Origin of the sequence: Actinopolyspora alba (genome assembly GCF_900112765.1) — a bacterium.
In the GTDB taxonomy this organism is placed as follows: Bacteria; Actinomycetota; Actinomycetes; order Mycobacteriales; family Pseudonocardiaceae; genus Actinopolyspora; species Actinopolyspora alba.
Map to the genome: position 1 here is coordinate 253,793 of NZ_FOMZ01000005.1, position 17,201 is coordinate 270,993.

Below are 17,201 nucleotides of genomic sequence, written 5' to 3' on the forward strand. Positions count from 1 at the left end.
GAGGTTCCGCCAAGCGGCCAGCTACGAAAATCGCTCAGCCTGAAGAGAAGTCAGGTTTCGAACTTGTAGCCGAGTCCTCGTACGGTCAGTAAGTGCTTGGGATCGGTGGGATCGGGCTCGAGCTTGGCTCGCAGCCGCTTGATGTGCACGTCGAGGGTCTTGGTGTCGCCGACGTAATCGGCTCCCCACACCCGGTCGATCAGCTGAGCACGGGTCAGTACCCGCCCGATGTTGCGCAGCAGGTACTCCAGCAGGTCGAACTCCTTGAGCGGCAGCCCGACCTCCTCACCGGAAACGGTGACCACGTGGCGTTCCACATCCATCCGGACCGGTCCCGCCTCCAGCACCTGCCCAGGCTGGGCCGGCTCCTCCGCCTCACCGCCGCGCCGCAGCACCGCACGTACCCGGGCGATGAGCTCACGCGCCGAGTACGGCTTGGTCACGTAGTCGTCGGCGCCCAGCTCCAGCCCGACCACCTTGTCGATCTCGGCGTCCCTGGCCGTGACCATGATGACCGGGACAGCGGAGCGCTGCCGGATCTCCTTGCACACGTCCGTGCCGCTCATGCCGGGAAGCATCAGGTCGAGCAACACGATGTCGGCACCGTTGCGCTCGAAATCCTCCAGAGCCTGCTGGCCCGTGGTGGCCACGGATGCGGTGAATCCCTCCTTGCGCAGCATGAAAGCCATCGGGTCGGCGAAGGACTCCTCGTCCTCCACGATCAGCACCCTGGTCACCGGACTCCTCCCGTTTCGACGGTTCGCGTCCCTTGCACCCCGCGCTGCGCGCGGTCCTCGGTATCGCCCTCGGGACGGTCGTCCCCGGCTGACGCGTCTTCGGTGGTGCGGGCGGCCCCGCCATCCGGGGATCCGGGTACCCGCAGTGTGAAGGTGGAACCGGTACCCGGCTTGCTCCACACCTTGACCTCGCCGCCGTGGTTGGCGGCGACGTGTTTGACTATGGCCAGTCCCAGGCCGGTACCCCCGGTCGCCCTGGATCGCGCCCGGTCTACCCGGTAGAACCGCTCGAACACCCGCTCCTGGTCGGCGGGGTCGATGCCGATGCCGCGATCGGTGACCGCGATCTCCACCCAGCCGTCCCGGAGCCGCCTGCTCACCGAAACGGGACTCGCGTCGGGCGAGTAGGAGATCGCGTTGTTGATCAGGTTGCTCAGGGCGGTGACCAGCAGCGTGCGGTCCCCTTCCAGCCGCAGCCCGCTGGAGTCGTCCAGCGTGATCTCGATACCGGCCGATTCCGCGGGCATGCGGCAGCGGCCGAGGGCCTCCTCGACCACGTCGTCGACGTCGACGGTGGAGAGCTCGGGCAGCGGCTCGGCCCCCTGCAACCTGGACAGGGCGATCAGCTCTGACACCAGGGTCCCGAGCCTGGTCGACTCGTGCAGGATCTTGCCGGAGAACCGCCTGACCTCTTCGGCGTCGTCGGCGGCGTCCAGCACGGCCTCGGCCAGCAGTGCCAGCGCGCCGACGGGTGTCTTGAGTTCGTGACTGACATTGGCGACGAAGTCACGGCGGGTCTCCTCCAGGCGGACCGCCTCGGACTCGTCGGCCGCGTCCACGACGGTGAAGCCGTCCCCCAGCGGACGAACGTCACCGAGCACGGCGGCGGGGGAGCGCCCGTGCGGCTCGTCCCGGTTGAGCGGGGACAGGTCCACCGGCACCGGCCTGCCGGTCTTCAGCGCCTGTTCGGAAGCCTTGCGGGCACGCGCGTCGGGGCGGTTGTCCCGGACGAAGCCGAGCTCGTCCGCACGTGGGTTGTGCACCACGACGTCGCCGAAGCTGTTGAGCACGACGATGCCGTTGTCACTGGTGTGCACCAAGCGCTGGAGTAGTTCCGCGACTGTTGGCCCCGTCGGCCGGTTGCGCCGGGGACGCCCGTTGGCCGCGGCGAGTCGGTACCCCGCCACCAAGCCCAGCGCCAGCACGCCGATCAACAGGGCGCTATAGCCCAATGCGGTCACAACCGCATCGTAAGCAAGCGGGGGCAGGGGTGGGCCATAGTATGCGGCCATTCAGTGACGCCCGTGACACTCGAAAGTGAAGTTTTTCATCCTCATGTCACTTCCGAGTGGCCCGTTGTTCAACGCGAGGACAGCGCGTGTCTCAGTCAGTCACACGCGGCTATGCCCGTTTTGCCTCCCCCTTCGAAAGCATGACACCGAAAGTGCGAAGAACCGGTTCGATGCCACGGTCGGCGAACCGGGCAGCGACCCCGCTCACTCGGCGTATCACTGCCCGGACCGACCGTGGCGGCCACCCCGGATGACGGACGTCGGAACGGCCACCCGGTGCGAGCCACGACACACCGGGCTCGCCACCCCTGAAGTTCAGCGGCCCCGAATTCAGTCTCCGGAGGGCTCAGCGACCCTGGCTCGCCACCGAGGCCGCGGCCTGCTCGGCCGCCGTCGGATCCAGATAGGTTCCGCCGGGGTTCTCCGGGTTCAAGTTCTCGTCCAGGTCGTAACGCAGCGGGATGCCGGTGGGAATGTTGAGCGCGGCGATGTCCTGGTCGGAAACCCCGTCCAGGTGCTTGACCATGGCGCGCAGCGAATTGCCGTGCGCGGCGACCAGCACGGTCCGCCCGGCACGCAGGTCGGGGACGATCGAGGACTCCCAGTAGGGCAGCAGCCGCGCCACCACGTCCTTGAGGCACTCGGTGCGCGGCATCTCGTCCCCGAGGTCGGCGTAGCGCGGATCCCCCTCCTGGCTGTAGGGGTCCGCCGGGTCGATCTCGGGAGGAGGCGTGTCGTACGAACGGCGCCAGAGCATGAACTGCTCCTCGCCGTAGGTCTCCATGGTCTGTTTCTTGTTCTTGCCCTGCAGAGCTCCGTAGTGACGCTCGTTGAGCCGCCAGTGCCTGCGCACCGGGATCCAGTGGCGTTCGGCGACGTCGAGCGCGATGTTGGCGGTGCTGATGGCGCGGCGCAGCAGCGAGGTGTGCAGCACGTCCGGCAGCAGGCCGGATTCGCCGAGCAGCTCACCCCCACGTCGCGCCTCGGTCTCGCCGTCCTCCGACAGCGGAACGTCCACCCAGCCGGTGAACAGGTTCCGCGCGTTCCAAGTGCTCTCACCGTGGCGCAGCAGTACAAGAGTCCCGACAGCAGTCATGTCGCCAGGCTATCCGTCGCGCGCGGCCGTGCCGACTCGTGCTCGTCGGGTCCGCCGCTCGGAAGCGAGCCCGCGAGGGACCGAGGCGGGCACACCGAACGACACCCCCGGTCGACAGCACGGCCGGAAAAGCCCCACGGGTCAGTTCGCGAGACGAACGGAAAATTTCGATCCACTTTCGGGGACTCCCCCGAAAACGCGCTGCCCGGCCTCCTGACTAGGAGCGAAAGGGCCACCGAAACCGTACAGTTATTTTTCTGCCACCTTTTTGTTCCCTCGAAAGTGTTACTCGTCACATCTTAGTGTGAACTAGCGACAAAGGGGCTTCACAGCGTTACTTTTCAATTCAAACTTCACTCGAATAGAGCAGGTTAATGGCCTTGTGGTCATCAGCCCGACTCTGCGAAGTTTGGCAACGCTCTGGCGTGATCGGCTCCCACGCACTCCCCGATCCCGCCGGAGTGGGCGTACGGCCCGCCTCCCCCGTCGGGTCGTGCCTGCCGGGCCAGGGTCTCCCCGCCTACTGCGCCCGGCACAGCGAAACCCCCGCGTGGGGACGGCTCGAGCTCGTGACTCCCCCTCTCTCCCGAGCCGTCCCCACGCCGGGTTCGGATCCGGCTCCGAGACAACCGCCGGAACGGCTCGATCACCTCGTTCCGGGGAACGAACTCCCTACCCCTCGGACATCGGGGGAAGCGCTCCCTCCCGCTCCACCAGCGAGCTGAAGGCACGCAGGTTCGCCAAGGACTCACCACGGGATTCGCGCCAACCCCACTCCCGCCTGATCGCGGTCGCGAAGCCGATCTCCAGCAGGGTGTTGAAGTCGCCGTCGGCCGCGTCGAGAACCTGACCGAGGATCCGATCCAGCTCCTCGCTCGTGACCGCGTGCGGGGCGGTCCTGCCCACCAGGTAGAGATCACCGGCGCTGTCCACCGTGTAGTGCACCCCGTAGAGCCGCGCGTTGCGCCGCAGCACGTAGCGGTAGAACTCCTCGTGGGCCTCGTCAGGCTGTCTGCAGACGAATGCCTCGACGAGCAGGGCGTGCTCGGTGACGATCAGCCAGCAGTTCGTGCGCAGCTTCTTGTCGCCCGGCAGGGCGACGAAGAAACGACCGGTCTCGGGGTGTTCGTACTCGAGTTCGCCACTGTCGAGCGTGGCTTTGATAACCCGATCCAGCGAGTCCCGTGTCGTAGCGCTCATCGTCCTCCTCGTCGAGTCCTGACCAACCGGTTACCCGCACCGCTCCGGGCACCGCGCGCTGTCGCTCCGAACGGTACTCCGGCGGTTCCACTCACGCCGACAACCCGGTCAACGGCACGGGCGCTTCGCGGAAGTCCCGCCGGGCACGCGCGTAGGTGTCCAGCAACGACTCGGTGGTCCGCTGCCAGGAGAAACCCGCCGCGTTGGTGGGGGCCGCCTCGCCCAACCGGGCCAACAGCTCGGGAGCACGGAGCAGTGAGGCCAACACGTCGGCCCAGTCCACCGGATCGTGACCGGCAACCAGCCTCCCCGAGACACCGTCCGCCACCGCGTAGGGCAACCCTCCCACCGCCGCGGCGATCACCGGTGTGCCGCAGGCCTGCGCTTCGAGAGCCACCAGCCCGAACGACTCGTTGTAGCTAGGCACCGCCACCAGGTCCGCCGCACGGTAGACGGCGGTCAGCTCCCCGCCCCGCTGCGGGGGCAGGAAGCGCACCACATCGGTGATCCCCAGTGACTCGGCCAGCCGGTGCATGGCCTCGGGCCGTTCCATGCCGTTGCCCGAGGGGCCTCCCACCAGCAGCACGCGCAACCGGGGGCGGAGCTCCGGGTGACGGGTCAGCAGTTCGGCGACCGAGCGCAACAGCACGTCCGGGCCCTTCAACGGCTGGACCCTGCCGACGAAGGCGAGCACGTGGGCGTCGGGCTCGATCCCCAATGATTCCCGTGCCGCACCGACGTCCCCCGGAGTGAAGCGTTCCAGGTCCACTCCCGGCGGTACCACCGTCACTTCCTCGGGAGCGGCGTCGTAGCGGGACACCAGTTCCCGCGCCTCCGCACCGGTGTTGGCCACCAGCCGGTCGGCGTCCGCGACGACCTGTTCCTCGCCGACCACCCGCACCCTGGGCTCGGGTTTGTCGTCCTCGGCCAGCGAGGCGTTCTTCACCTTGGCCAGGGTGTGCGCGGTGTGAACCAGGGGGACTCCCCAGCGTTCCCGCGCCAGCCAGCCGACCTGTCCGGACAACCAGTAGTGCGAGTGCACGATGTCGTAGTGGCCCGGTTCGTGTCGCGCCTCGACGCGCAGCGCGCCCGCCCCGAAAGCGCAGAGCTGGGCGGGCAGCTCGTTCTTGTCCAGTCCCTCGAACGGCCCCGCCACGATGTTGCGCACGGTGACGCCGGGAGCCAGTTCCGCCACCGGTGGAACATCCGAGGAGGTGGCACGCGTGAAGATCTCCACCTCGGTGCCCAATCGGGCCATTCTGGTCGCCGTCTGGGCGATATAGACGTTCATACCACCGGCATCACCCGTTCCGGGCTGCTCCAGCGGCGACGTATGCAACGAGAACACGGCGACACGCCGAGGGCGAGTCTGAAGTCTGCTGGAAGTCATCTAACGCTCATCGCAAGCTCGTCGTGCACACCCGAGACCTTCGGGCCCGTGCGGTCACGACGCACAACCCGCCGGAAACATTCCGGCACCCGGGCGGGAGCTCGCCGCCCCGATCCGGGCCGATCGGGCACCGCGAGCCGAACATCGGGACGCTGACCGGCGAAAACCGCTGACTTTCGGCGTGGCGGCACGGCAGGACCGAACAACGCGACTGTGCTTCAGGACACACCGGAGGCAAGGGTCGCCGGTCGGACCGCCCCGGTCCGCTCGCGTGGCGGGCGCGGCACCCGCCACGCGAGCGGAGTCGGCTCACAGCGCGGACATGTCCTGCCACTGGTCCCAGCTCAGCATCCAGTCGTAGACCGCGTACTTCGCGGGCATGTCGGTTCCGGAGCCGCTGACCTCCACCGGATCCCCGATCATCGCGCTGTCGAAGTAGTCCTTCGCGTCGGCGTTGGTGAGATTCACGCAACCGTGGGAAGTGTTGCGGCTGCCGATGTTGGCACGGTTCTGCTCGTTCTCGTGGATGAACTCACCGTGGTTGGAGATGCGCACGGCCCACTTCTTCTTCACGTCGGTGTAGCCGTACTTCGGGTTGTCCATGATCTCGACCGGGTGCTTGGCCATGACCATGTAGGTGCCGTCGTGGGTGTGCCGGTCCGGGACCGAGTCGAGGCCGTAGCTGGCCGGGTAGCTGGCGATCTGCTCACCGTCGCGGATCACCCGCAGTCGGTGCCCCTGCACGTCGGCCTTGACGATCTGCGACCTGCCGATCTCGAACTCGGTCGTCAGGTCGGCCTTGCCGTACTTGCCGCCGCCGTAGTCGAGACCGTAGAGCGGGGCGTCGACCTTGACCGTGGTGTGGGCGGGCCAGTACTCCTTGGGGCGCCAGTCGACCTGCTTGTCGTTCAACCAGGCCCACGACCCCTTGACGTCCTCGGACGGATCGACGCTCAGCGCACGCTGCACCTCGGCCTTGTTCTCCACCGGAGCGTCGAACTTGATGCTGATCGGCATCGCGATACCGACGGTCTTGTCGTCGATCGGATTGATCGTGGCGCGCACCACACGTCGCGGATCGACCGTGCGGAAACCGCCGCCGACCTGAGAGCTCTGTCCACCGGAACCGACCGCTTCGCCGGACCACTCGTAGGTCTTGCCATAGCCCAACGGCTCGGTGACCTTCCAGGCCGAGTCGTTGTTCACCAGCTTGCCCTCGACTTCTTCACCTGAAGAGTTGACCAGTGAAACGTCACGCAACTTCCCGTGATCAGCCGATACCTTGATCGAGTCCTTGGGGTTGACCCCGGTCGCGCCGTCGGTGGGTTGCAGTGACACTTGCGGTTCCGGCGCGGAGCTCTTCGCATCGCCTCCGGAGCCCGCGACATTCGCCGCACCGCCGCCACAGCCCGAGAGCAGCAGCAACGCCGCCGTCACGACACCGAGCGCGCCCCTCGACGAATACCCGCGCGAACCGTCTCCCCTAGTGGACACTCCTACCTCGATCCATCGCGAATGGACATGTGTTCCGTTTCTCGTTCCCTGGGACGCCTGGCTGCCTCCGCAGGATGCCCACGCAGCACAGTGTGCTGCATCACACTGTCCCCGTATCGGGCGAAACACATCCCGCGTACGGGAGAATCGTAACGTGAGCACAGAGTCGACAGCGGCAACGAGTAAGCGATCCGTCATCGCCGATGATCGAAACGTAGCCGTGATCACCGGCGCGAGTTCCGGAATCGGAGCGGCCACCGCGCGCGGCCTGGCGAACGAGGGATTCCACGTGGTCCTGGGCGCACGGCGCGTGGAGCGGCTCCGCGAACTGGCCGCGGAGACAGGCGGCACCGCCCTGCCGCTCGACGTCACCGACGAGGACTCGGTGAACTCCTTCGTCGAGCGGGTCCCCAGCTGCCGGATCCTCGTCAACAACGCGGGCGGCGCGAAGGGCTCGGCCCCGGTCGCGGAGGCCGACGAGAACGACTGGCGCTGGATGTGGGAAACGAACGTGCTGGGAACGCTCCGACTCACCAAAGCGCTGCTGCCCAAACTCGTCGCCTCGGAGAACGGGCACGTGATCACGGTGACCTCGGTGGCGGCACTGGAGGTCTACGACAACGGTTCGGGCTACACCTCGGCCAAGCACGCCGAGGCCGCGCTGCACCGCACCCTGCGCGGTGAGCACCTCGGCGAGCCGGTCCGGTTCACGGAGGTGGCGCCGGGACTCGTGGAAACCGAGTTCTCCGAGGTGCGGTATCACGGCGACACCGAACGGGCGAAAGCCGTGTACCGCGGCCTGACACCGCTCGTCGCCGACGACGTGGCCGACGTGATCACTTTCGCGGCGACGCGACCGGCACACGTCAACCTCGACCAGATCGTGGTGAAGCCGCGGGATCAGGCATCAGCCACGCGTGCCCACCGCACCTGAACGACAGTAGAACCGTGGAACCCGGCTTGCCCGGCGGTGCGAGTGGCGGAACCTCTCGCACGGCGGTGCCGACTCCGGGAGCGGTAGGGGCGCGGCGATTTCGCGAGAAATTGACGCCGTACCGAGCTCGGGGCGGCCGGAGTACGGCCCGCGGGAGTGATGATTCGGCGCTGCGCCTTGGTGCTGTCCGGAGTCGATGGCCCGCACGGCGTCGTGCGAGCAAGGTACGTCCGAGATCAGCGGGTGCGCTGGTCGTGGGGGCGCAGTCTGCGGAACGTGACGGCCAGCTTCACGTCCAGTTCGGCGAGCACATCGGCTATCGGGCAGGCGAATCCGGTGCGGCCGTCCGCACTGCCGACGGTGTGCAGGCCGACCACGCCACCATCGCCGTTCACCACCACGGCCCCCGCGTCACCGGCACCGGTGAACGGTTTCTCGCGGGCGGTGACCACTCTGAGCTGCTCACGGCTGGTCCGAACGCCCAGCGCGTCACCGTGGTCGATCCGCAGCGTGGCGTCGGTGGAAGCCACCGAACCTCGCGTGAGTCCGGTGCCGAACCCGCTCTTGCGCACCGTGTCCCCGACCTCGGCGACCCCCTGACCAGTGACCGAACCCAGCCCGGGGATCATGCGACAGCAGTCGAACGCTTCGTCGATCATGACCGCCGCCGCGTCCACCCTCCCGGACAACGCCGCGCGCGAGAGCTCGGCGTAGCAGCGGCCGGTCTGCGGATCCAGCATCGCGTGGCCCACCGACCAGGCATCGTCCATGCAGGCCACGTCGAAAGTGGTCAGTCCCATGGTGAGCACTGCCGAACCCTGTCCGGCCACGAGGGTGCCCAGTGTTCCGATCCGCCGGTACTCGCCCTCGCCACGGTACCGATCCCAGCCCCGGTACCGGCCTTCGGCGGCGGAACCAGCCGGACCGAGTACGACCGGGCGGCAGGGCGCTATCCCCACCCCGCCGAACACCGTGCCGGTCGGCGTGGGCACCACGGCCGGAACGAGTTCGTCGAGCGAACAGTGGGCGTGCTGCGGAAACACCCGTTCCTCCACCACATCGGTGGGGATGCCGAGGATCATGGGCGGCACGCACTCGCCGACCTCGAGCCGCTCCATCGGTTTCTTGCGTGCGACGGAAACGATGATCACCTGCTGTCCGGTGGGACGGCCGGACGTCCACTTCTCGCCGATGTCGACTATTCCCACGCCTGGAAGATCCAGCAGCTGATCCTCCACGGCACGCTTGATCGGACGAATAGCCGCCCGGTCGTGTGCTTCCCTGATGCTAATCATGGCAGCCTCCGCCCACCATTTAACACGCAGGGTGATAATTAGTCACTTAAAGTCAACACAGTGGAGTGTGTCGGGTCCGCATCAGAGCAGACAGTCCACCAATACGGGTTCCGGAGCCAGCAACACGCCGAAGGTGTCCCACACTCCGTCCCGTACTTCACTCGCGAGGCTGAGCAGATCCACGGTGGTGGCCGAACCACGGTTGGTCAACGCCAGGGTGTGCTTGGTGGACAGTCCCACCCGCCCGCCGGGACCGGCGTAGCCCTTGGCGAAGCCCGCGCGTTCGATCAGCCAGGCGGCCGACAGCTTGGCCGCCCCGTCCGCGGCGGGATAACGCGGGATGCGCTGCTGCCCCACCCGTTCCTCGATGCGTTCCAACACGCCGGGCAGGTGCTCGGCTCCCACGATCGGGTTGGTGAAGAACGAACCCGCGCTCCAGGTGTCGTGATCATCGCGATCGAGCACCATCCCCTTCCCGCCGCGAAGCCGAAGCACCGCCTGTCTGGCCCGTTCCACCGGGACGCGCTCGTCCGGGTCCACTCCCAGCTCACCGGCCAGCTCGCCGTAGCGGACGGGTTCGGAAAGACCGTCCTCCCGCAGCCGCAACCGCACTCGCAGCACCACCGCTCGATCCGTGCGCTTGAGCAGGCTGCTGCGGTAACTCAGCCCCAGCTCATCGGCGGGCACCGTGCGCACCTCACCGGTGGGACGATCGAGCAGATCCACCGACATCAGCGGTCCGGAGATCTCCACCCCGTAGGCCCCCACGTTCTGCACCGGGGTGGCACCGGTCAGGCCGGGGATCCCGGAAAGGCACTCCAGACCGCCCAGGCCGCGACGGACCGTATCGGCGACCACGTCGTCCCAGTCCTCGCCCGCTTCGGCGGTGAGCCGCACCAGACCGTCCCCCAACCGGTCGTAGGTGACTCCGCTCGTGGCGATGCGCACCGCTTTGCCGTCGAACCCCTCGTCTGAGACGACCAGATTGGAACCACCGCCGAGCACGAGCAGCCGCGTTCCGGCACGATCGGCGGTACGCACCAGCTCGACCAGCTGCTCGGAGTCGGTGGCGGTGACGAGTTCGGTCGCGGGGCCACCCAACCGCAGGGTGGTGTGTCGGGCCAGCGAACGGCTGGGGGCGGCGGAAGCCGTGGCCTCCACGGCACCGCCTTCGGACATCGAGCTGGAGGTCACGGTCGTCACGGTAACCTGCGCCGCATGACACGCCGCATCGAGCACCACAGCATGTCGCGTTGGCCCGCGGCACGGATCCACGCGGCGCTGGTAGACGAGGCGTGTCTGCGCGAGCGACTGGACGAGCTGGGCGGTGCGGCCGCGCTGTTGGTGTCCCACACGGTCACCGAGCACGACGTCCGGTTCCAGTGTCGGCAACAGCTTCCCGAGCGGGACCTGCCCGGCGTGGTTCGCGGTGTGCTCGGCGGGAGTCCGGTCGTGGACCGCAGCGAGACCTGGCGGCGGGAAGACGGTCATTTCGTGGGCGAGGTGGCCGCCACCCTGCGAGGAGTTCCGAGCACCGTCACCGGCTCACTGTGGCTGCGTGACCTCGCACCCGGTGAAGCGGTGGAGACCACCGGCGCGACGGCCGAGGAGCGACCGTGGGCCAGTGAGTTCGTGTTCCGCGGCGAGGTGAGCGTACGGTTGCCGTTCCTGACCGACAGGGCGGAAGAACTGCTGGCCGCCCAGGTGCGGCGCGTGATCGCGCGGGAGCGGAAGTTCCTGGCCGACCGGCTGAGTCGCGAGGACGGGTAGGTGGGTCGCCGTACCCGCTCGATGTCGATCCCCCGCAGGGGAGCCCACGAGAGGTCCCGCCGACCGAGAACGGGAGACGACCGAACCGCCGATCTCCTTCTAAACTCCGTGCCATGAACGACGACCCGAATCACGCACTGTTACGCGAACACGCGACGGCGCTCCGCGAGGCGGCGTGCGGTGCGGGAGCCGACGCGGCCGTACCCACCTGCCCGGAATGGGACATCCTGCAACTGGTCCGGCACCTGGGCAAGGTCTACGACATGGTGGGCCGGGCACTGAAGCTGAGTCCCGGTGACTCCCGGCCCAGGCCCGAGTCGGCTCCCCGCGAGTTCGACGCCGCGCTGAACTGGATGGACGAGCGGTTGAGGGACCTGACCGCACAGCTGGCCACGGACTCACCGGACCGCGCGGTTTGGTCGTTCTTCCCCGGCGGCACCCCGCGGAACTGGGCGAGACGAATGGTGCACGAGACCGCCATTCACCGGCTGGACACCGAGTACGCGCTCTCGGACGGTGGACCGAACGGCGGCGGGCTGCTGTTCGACGCCGAATTCGCCGCGGACGGGATCGACGAATTCCTCAACGTGCTGTTCGGGATCGGGCAGGACTGGTCGACCGACCGGTCCGCCGGACAACTGCTGTTCCACGCGGTGGATGTGGAGCGGGCGTGGTTGGTGACGTTCGAGGCCGGGCGGTTCCCCAGGATCGAACGCCGCCGCGACACCGCGTTCGGTGGCATCGAACCGGAGGCGACGGTCGCGGGCGACGCGGACACGCTCTACCGCAGGGTGTGGGGACGCCCCAACACGGCGAAGACCAGCGGAGATCTCGGACTGGCGGAGCTGGTAAACGGCAGGTGACCACCGCGGGGTGCCGAGGACCGGCCGCCCGGGCAGCGTCAATTTCTCGCGAAATCGCCGCGCCGTCGACGCGGCCGAGCTCCCACCACTCCCGCAGGCCGCACTCCGACCACCCTCGCCACCGGCACCGCCGCGGGGTCTCCGGTGCGGCTCTCGCGAGGAAGGTCCGACGTTGTGTAGGTGTCGCTACCCGATGTCGGGCCTCCCCGCGGCGAGAGCCGTGCCAGAGGTTCCGCCACGGAACCACCCTCGAACAACATCGACAGAATCCAACTATCGGTCGTTGAGAAAACCGGTCAGCAGTTTCCGCAGTTCGGGACGCCTGTCGAGCATGGGCGCGGCGGAGTCGAACACCTCCAGCCGCGCGTCGGGCAGCACGGCCGCGAGCCCTTCGGCGACCGAGGGATCGTGCAGCGGATCGGAAGCGGCGCCTATCACCAGGGCGGGGGAAGCAACGGCGGAGAGTTCGGCGCTGTCGTCCAGCGGAGCCTGCCGGGGCAGGGTGCGCAGGGCGGGACCGAGACGCCGCAGCGTGGCCGCGCGCTGCTCGACGTAGTGGCCGACGTCGGCATCGCCCGGGAGCCCGGAACCCACGATCGCGCGCAGCCACTCGCCGTCGTCCTCTGCAGCGGCGGCCACACCGGCGGCGAGCCGGTCGAAGACCTCGGTCACCTCACCACCACGCGGCTGGTCCAGCGCGGCGGGAAGCAGCAGGACGAGCCGCTCGAAACGCACGGGATTCCGCGCGGCTATCCGGGTCAGCGCCCCGGCGCCGAGCGAGACCCCGACCGCCCGTTCGGCACCCACCTGATCGGCCGCTTCGAGCACGTCGTCGGCCACGCGCTCGTAACTCCAGTAACCGTCCGCCGGGTCCGCGGCACCACCGTGACCGGGCAGCGTGAGGACCACACGGGTACCGCGCAGTCCCGAGGCGGGGATGCGAGCCTCACCCTCGGTGGCGCCGAGGCCGTGCACCACCAGCGTCACCGGCGCACCGCTGCCGTGCACGCGCCACGTGGCTCCCGAGGCGAGTTCCGGTCGGTCACCGCCGGCAGTTCCCGCAGAACCGATCGCCACTACCAGGAGTTGCCTTTCTGCACCTCGGTAACCCGGGGACGCACGTCCACTATGTAGACCAGCGCCGCGACCAGACCGGCGATCCAGATAATCGTCATGGGGCCTCGGACCATGAGTATGAGCACCAGCGCGCCCGCGCCGGTGATCCCGAGCCAAATCGGCTTGGACTGCTTGTCCACCGCCGTGAACGCATCGGCGCGCTGCATCAGCGCGTGTCCGAACGCGTACACCCCAACCGGAATACCCGCTATCCAGAGAGCCGTCACGATCACCTGAGCCAGAAGCACACCCCCAGGATACGTGTAATCCTCACGGAAGTCCCGGTCGTGTATCGGAAGTGCCGGTCCTGTACCGAACGGGCGCGGCCACGGCTGCGCGAGCGACGGGTCCGCGCCCGACGGTGGCGGTGTCGGACGTCGGCCGCACCCGCGGTCGTTCCCGCGGGCGGCCGGGTCCAGTCAGCTCTGCTCCTTGTTCCGCGCGGCGGACCTGGGCTGCTTCGAGGGGTTGTTCCTGCTCCCGGACGAACCACGCTGCCCACCGGAACGGCTCCCGCTTCCGGAGCTGCCACTGGCGGAGCTGCCACTGGCGGAGCTGCCGCTGCCGGAACTCCCACTGGCGGAACCACTCCGGCCGCCGCTCTTCGCCGCCGAGGCGCGGTTGGCGGCGCGTCGTGTCGCGCCACGAGTCTCCGAGGCGGCACGTTCCCCGGTCTCACGCACCGTTTCGGCGGTCTCCTCGGCGGTACTGGCCGCCTCGGCACCGGTCTCGCGTACCGCCCCGGCGGTCTCCTCAGCCACGGTCCGGGTGGTGCGGGCCGCCTTCTCCCCGAACGAGCGGGTGGTGGTGCTGACCCTGCCGAGCACGTCGTCGGCCAGTTCGCGGGCCTCGCCGACGGCTCCCTCGAAACGTTCCTGGGCGTGCTCGACCTGGCTCTTGGCGTGCCGCACTCCCGGCTGCTCACGAAGCCGCTGCAGTGCGTCCTCACCGCGCTCGCTGAAGTAGCCGTAGAGCCTCGCGGCGGAATCGCGATAACCGTCGAGCAGTTCGCGCACCTCTCCGGAACGGATCCGCTCGCGCAGCTCCCCGAGGTCCGAGGGCAGTTCGCTCACGGTCTCGCGTGCCGATCCCGCGTGCTCGTTGAGCTGCTCCCGCACCCGGTGCACGCTGTCGGCCACGGCGTGCGCGGCGACCTCACCCGCGCCGAGGGCCGCCACCAGCGGCATCCGAGCCTGCTTGTAGAGGCCTTCGGCGGCTTGGCCCGCACGACCGCCCGGTTGCTCGGTATCGCTGTTCTCGGTTCGTGTCGCCATGGTGCTCACTCCTCGGATTCGGATCGAACTGCCTCGTGGACGGCGGTCCCGTCCCGCGACTCCCGTGACTCCGGCTCATCCCGTGGCTCCGGGTCCCGCACGGGCACCGCCCCGGATGCCGCGTTCTCGCCGCGGAACGAGGTGTAGACGTCGAGCAACACCTGTTTCTGCCGGTCGTTCAGCTCGGTGTCGGCCAGGATCGCGTCGACCACCGGCCCACCCGGACGGCTTTCCAGGATCCCGGCCCGCACGTACAGCGCCTCGGCCGAGATTCGCAGGGCGTTGGCGATCTGCTGCAGGATCTCCGCGCTGGGCTTGCGCAGTCCTCGTTCCACCTGGCTGAGGTACGGGTTGGAGACTCCGGCCCGTTTCGCCAGCTGGCGCAGCGAGATCTGGGCGGTGGCGCGCTGCGCGCGGATGTAGCCCCCCAGATCGTTGACAGCCCGGTTCACGGCTTTGACCGGGCGCTCCATCCGTTCCACGATCGCGCCACCTTTCCCTCACCTCCACGCTAACAGCGTTGCTAACTATTGCAAGCACATTGCTTGCACTCGAACGGGTGAGGAGAGCGGTAACCGACACCGCGTTGGCGACGGCTGTCGATGTCTCGCGAAATCGCCGTGGCGGGCTCGGTGTTCGCTAAGATCGAGCGCGATGAAGTGGTGATCCGTCGCGGACCGCATCGCGGTCCCGTGTCGTCCGACGCGCTCCGGCCACGCACGCCGAGAGCGGATTCCTTCCTGTCCACTTCATCCGATCGGATTCCCGATGAACGACGACGAGATCTTTCCCGAGCGTGTCGCCGAACGGCTGGCGGCACTCTCCGACGTGCGCGCGGTGACGCTGGGCGGCTCGCGCGTATTGGGCACCCACACCGCCGAGAGCGACTGGGATTTCGCGCTGTACTACCGCGGTGACTTCGACCCGGCGGAGTTGCGCGGACTCGGCTGGCCCGGCGAGGTCTCCGCAATCGGCGACTGGGGCGGTGTGTTCAACGGCGGGGCCTGGCTGACGATCGAGGGCAGACACGTGGACGTCCACTACCGCGACCTGGACGTCGTGGAACGCGAACTCGCCGAGGCGAGGCAGGGACGTTTCCACTGGGAGCCGCTGATGTTCCACCTCGCCGGCATCCCCAGCTACCTGCTGCTCGCGGAACTGGCGCGAAACCGGGTGCTGCGCGGCAGTCCGCCCGATCCCGAATATCCGGAGGCGCTGCGTGCGGCGGCACCCCCGGTGTGGCGCGAACGAGCGATGCTCACGCTCCGGTACGCCGAGGGCGCCTTCGTCCGGCCCGGACGGGTCACCGGATTCGCCGGTGCGCTGGCGACCGCGGCCATGCAGCTGGCACACGCCGTGCTGGCGGCTCGTGGCGAGTGGGTGACCAACGAGAAGTGGTTGCTGCGGCAGGCCGACCTGGAAGGCGTGGACGGAATCGTGGCCGGGCTGGGACCCGACCCCGAAACACTGCGACGGGCCTTCGACGAGGCGAACGAACTGTTCGGAACCGTGGCCGCGCGGATTCCGTGACGACCGTGGTGCGGACGGCGCCGGTGCCGGTGACCTCTCCGGGGCCACCGGACGGGGTGCCGCCCCACCGGTCGACACGCGGAGCACCGTCGGCCCCGTTCGAGGGATGTCGATTTCCCGCGAAATCACGCGGGCGGCGGTCCCCAGCACAGGCAGAACGGATGCCCGGCGGGGTCCGCGTAGACGCGGAACTTCGAGTCGACCTCGTCCGCGGGCTGGGGCAGCCGAGTGGCTCCGGCACGCAGCGCACGGGCCTCGACGGCCTCGAAATCGGTCACTCTGACGTCCAGGTGAGCCTGCTGCTGCGGCGGCGAATCGGGCCACCCCGGGGCTGTGTGGTGCGGATCCAACTGGCAGGAGATCCGCGCACCGCCCTCGGGATCGGCCAGTTCCACCCACCGCTCGTCGGACACCGACTCGTCGACCGGCCAGCCGAGCAGCTCGCCGTAGAACTCGGCCAGCCCGCGCGGATCGGGACCGTCCAGCACGAAGGAGATCACGCGCGGCGGGGGCGAGGTGGCGCGTTCGGTTCCTGCCATCGAAGTCTCCGTAACTACCGTAACTGTTTCAATGGTTACCAGTCGATGATTATGACCTCGCAACCGCGTTACCGCAAGGAATCGCTGGCCTACGATGGGACCGTGAACAGCAAAGCCGTCGCAGCCGTCGCGCCGAACGGGCTATCAGCGGCGCCCTCCGAGCCCGTCGGGCCCGACACGGAACAGGACATCGACCTTCTGCTGGCGTTTCTCAACACCGTCGACGCCGAGACCGGCACTGATGTGCTGGCGGAGACGGAACAATGGCAGCAGTGGTGCCTGCGACACACCGGGCAGGCATCCGTGGACACGGCAGCAGCACGCGAGATTCGCGACCTGATGCGCGATTCGATCAGTTGCGGTTCAGGCGAATCAACGGCCATACCTCCCGCGACAGCGGAATGGCCGGTGCGCATTCATCTCGAGGAAGGAGTGCCGGTCGCCTCCGGCAGCGATGCACTCGGAGCCGTCCTCGCGGCGGCCTCCCGCATCGCCACGGTGGGACGCTGGCACCGCATCAAGATCTGTCCCGCGACGAACTGTTTGTGGGCCTTCTACGACCGCTCCAGAAACCGATCGCGCACCTGGTGCTCGATGCGGGTCTGCGGCAACCGGGAGAAGGCACGTTCCTGGCGGGAACGCCACACCCCACATTGAGCACCACCACGACA

18 protein-coding genes are annotated in these 17,201 nt (G+C 68.3%); 5 read left to right on the top strand and 13 right to left on the bottom strand.

The annotated features are described in order from the left end of the window. Nucleotides 1-50: 50 nt before the first annotated feature. The 6 genes from BM150_RS09360 to BM150_RS09385 form a co-directional block, all read right to left on the bottom strand. Nucleotides 51-737, bottom strand: a complete 687-nt coding sequence (locus BM150_RS09360; protein ID WP_092926115.1) for a response regulator transcription factor — start codon at nt 735-737, stop codon at nt 51-53. Then, on the bottom strand, nt 734-1,978 hold the full coding sequence (locus BM150_RS09365; RefSeq protein ID WP_281243674.1) for a sensor histidine kinase: 1,245 nt from the start codon (nt 1,976-1,978) through the stop codon (nt 734-736). The genes BM150_RS09360 and BM150_RS09365 overlap by 4 nt, the downstream gene beginning before the upstream one ends. Before the next feature lie 397 nt (nt 1,979-2,375). Continuing rightward, on the bottom strand, nt 2,376-3,125 hold the full coding sequence (locus tag BM150_RS09370) for a phosphoglyceromutase (protein WP_092926117.1): 750 nt from the start codon (nt 3,123-3,125) through the stop codon (nt 2,376-2,378). 672 nt (nt 3,126-3,797) lie between these two features. Beyond that, nucleotides 3,798-4,325, bottom strand: coding sequence for a type III secretion system chaperone family protein (locus BM150_RS09375; RefSeq protein ID WP_092926119.1), 528 nt, complete (start codon nt 4,323-4,325; stop codon nt 3,798-3,800). Nucleotides 4,326-4,416: 91 nt separating this feature from the next. Next, complete coding sequence (gene mshA, locus BM150_RS09380) at nt 4,417-5,715, bottom strand: D-inositol-3-phosphate glycosyltransferase (RefSeq protein WP_092926121.1); 1,299 nt, start codon at nt 5,713-5,715, stop codon at nt 4,417-4,419. A gap of 309 nt (nt 5,716-6,024) precedes the next feature. After that, complete coding sequence (locus BM150_RS09385; RefSeq protein WP_217641491.1) at nt 6,025-7,209, bottom strand: L,D-transpeptidase; 1,185 nt, start codon at nt 7,207-7,209, stop codon at nt 6,025-6,027. A gap of 154 nt (nt 7,210-7,363) precedes the next feature. Between BM150_RS09385 and BM150_RS09390 the strand changes: the two genes are divergently transcribed. After that, nucleotides 7,364-8,143, top strand: coding sequence for an SDR family NAD(P)-dependent oxidoreductase (locus BM150_RS09390; RefSeq protein WP_092926311.1), 780 nt, complete (start codon nt 7,364-7,366; stop codon nt 8,141-8,143). A gap of 236 nt (nt 8,144-8,379) precedes the next feature. Here the strand turns inward: BM150_RS09390 and BM150_RS09395 are convergent, their stop codons facing one another. After that, nucleotides 8,380-9,438: a chymotrypsin family serine protease gene (locus tag BM150_RS09395; protein ID WP_092926123.1), complete on the bottom strand. Its 1,059-nt coding sequence runs from the start codon at nt 9,436-9,438 to the stop codon at nt 8,380-8,382. 81 nt (nt 9,439-9,519) lie between these two features. Continuing rightward, nucleotides 9,520-10,617, bottom strand: coding sequence for a UDP-N-acetylmuramate dehydrogenase (locus BM150_RS09400; RefSeq protein WP_092926314.1), 1,098 nt, complete (start codon nt 10,615-10,617; stop codon nt 9,520-9,522). Between the two features lie 39 nt (nt 10,618-10,656). On the opposite strand from BM150_RS09400, the gene BM150_RS09405 reads away from it, so the two are divergent. Together BM150_RS09405 and BM150_RS09410 are read left to right on the top strand one after the other, a co-directional pair. Continuing rightward, nucleotides 10,657-11,208, top strand: coding sequence for a DUF2505 domain-containing protein (locus BM150_RS09405; RefSeq protein WP_092926125.1), 552 nt, complete (start codon nt 10,657-10,659; stop codon nt 11,206-11,208). 113 nt (nt 11,209-11,321) lie between these two features. Continuing rightward, the gene (locus BM150_RS09410; RefSeq protein ID WP_092926127.1) at nt 11,322-12,071 is read left to right on the top strand and encodes a maleylpyruvate isomerase family mycothiol-dependent enzyme; all 750 of its coding nucleotides are present in this window, start codon (nt 11,322-11,324) and stop codon (nt 12,069-12,071) included. Between the two features lie 273 nt (nt 12,072-12,344). On the opposite strand, the gene BM150_RS09415 is transcribed toward BM150_RS09410, so the two are convergent. The 4 genes from BM150_RS09415 to BM150_RS09430 form a co-directional block, all read right to left on the bottom strand. Beyond that, complete coding sequence (locus BM150_RS09415) at nt 12,345-13,148, bottom strand: alpha/beta fold hydrolase (RefSeq protein WP_245755382.1); 804 nt, start codon at nt 13,146-13,148, stop codon at nt 12,345-12,347. After that, a complete protein-coding gene (locus tag BM150_RS09420) occupies nt 13,148-13,435 on the bottom strand; it encodes a DUF2516 family protein (protein ID WP_092926130.1) in 288 nt (95 codons plus the stop codon). Before BM150_RS09420 ends, BM150_RS09415 begins: the two co-directional genes overlap by 1 nt. A gap of 171 nt (nt 13,436-13,606) precedes the next feature. Continuing rightward, nucleotides 13,607-14,461 (bottom strand): hypothetical protein, encoded by an 855-nt coding sequence (locus BM150_RS09425; protein ID WP_175496753.1) that lies wholly within the window; start codon nt 14,459-14,461, stop codon nt 13,607-13,609. A gap of 5 nt (nt 14,462-14,466) precedes the next feature. Further along, nucleotides 14,467-14,934 carry a helix-turn-helix domain-containing protein gene (locus tag BM150_RS09430; RefSeq protein ID WP_175496763.1) on the bottom strand — a complete coding sequence of 156 codons (468 nt, stop codon included), beginning with the start codon at nt 14,932-14,934 and terminating at the stop codon, nt 14,467-14,469. 295 nt (nt 14,935-15,229) lie between these two features. Between BM150_RS09430 and BM150_RS09435 the strand changes: the two genes are divergently transcribed. Next, nucleotides 15,230-15,991 (top strand): nucleotidyltransferase domain-containing protein, encoded by a 762-nt coding sequence (locus BM150_RS09435; protein WP_092926134.1) that lies wholly within the window; start codon nt 15,230-15,232, stop codon nt 15,989-15,991. Between the two features lie 125 nt (nt 15,992-16,116). Here BM150_RS09435 and BM150_RS09440 read toward each other — a convergent pair whose 3' ends face one another. Beyond that, nucleotides 16,117-16,530, bottom strand: a complete 414-nt coding sequence (locus BM150_RS09440; protein ID WP_092926136.1) for a VOC family protein — start codon at nt 16,528-16,530, stop codon at nt 16,117-16,119. A gap of 45 nt (nt 16,531-16,575) precedes the next feature. Between BM150_RS09440 and BM150_RS09445 the strand changes: the two genes are divergently transcribed. Continuing rightward, nucleotides 16,576-17,187, top strand: a complete 612-nt coding sequence (locus tag BM150_RS09445) for a CGNR zinc finger domain-containing protein (RefSeq protein WP_245693804.1) — start codon at nt 16,576-16,578, stop codon at nt 17,185-17,187. The last annotated feature ends 14 nt before the right edge of the window (nt 17,188-17,201 follow it).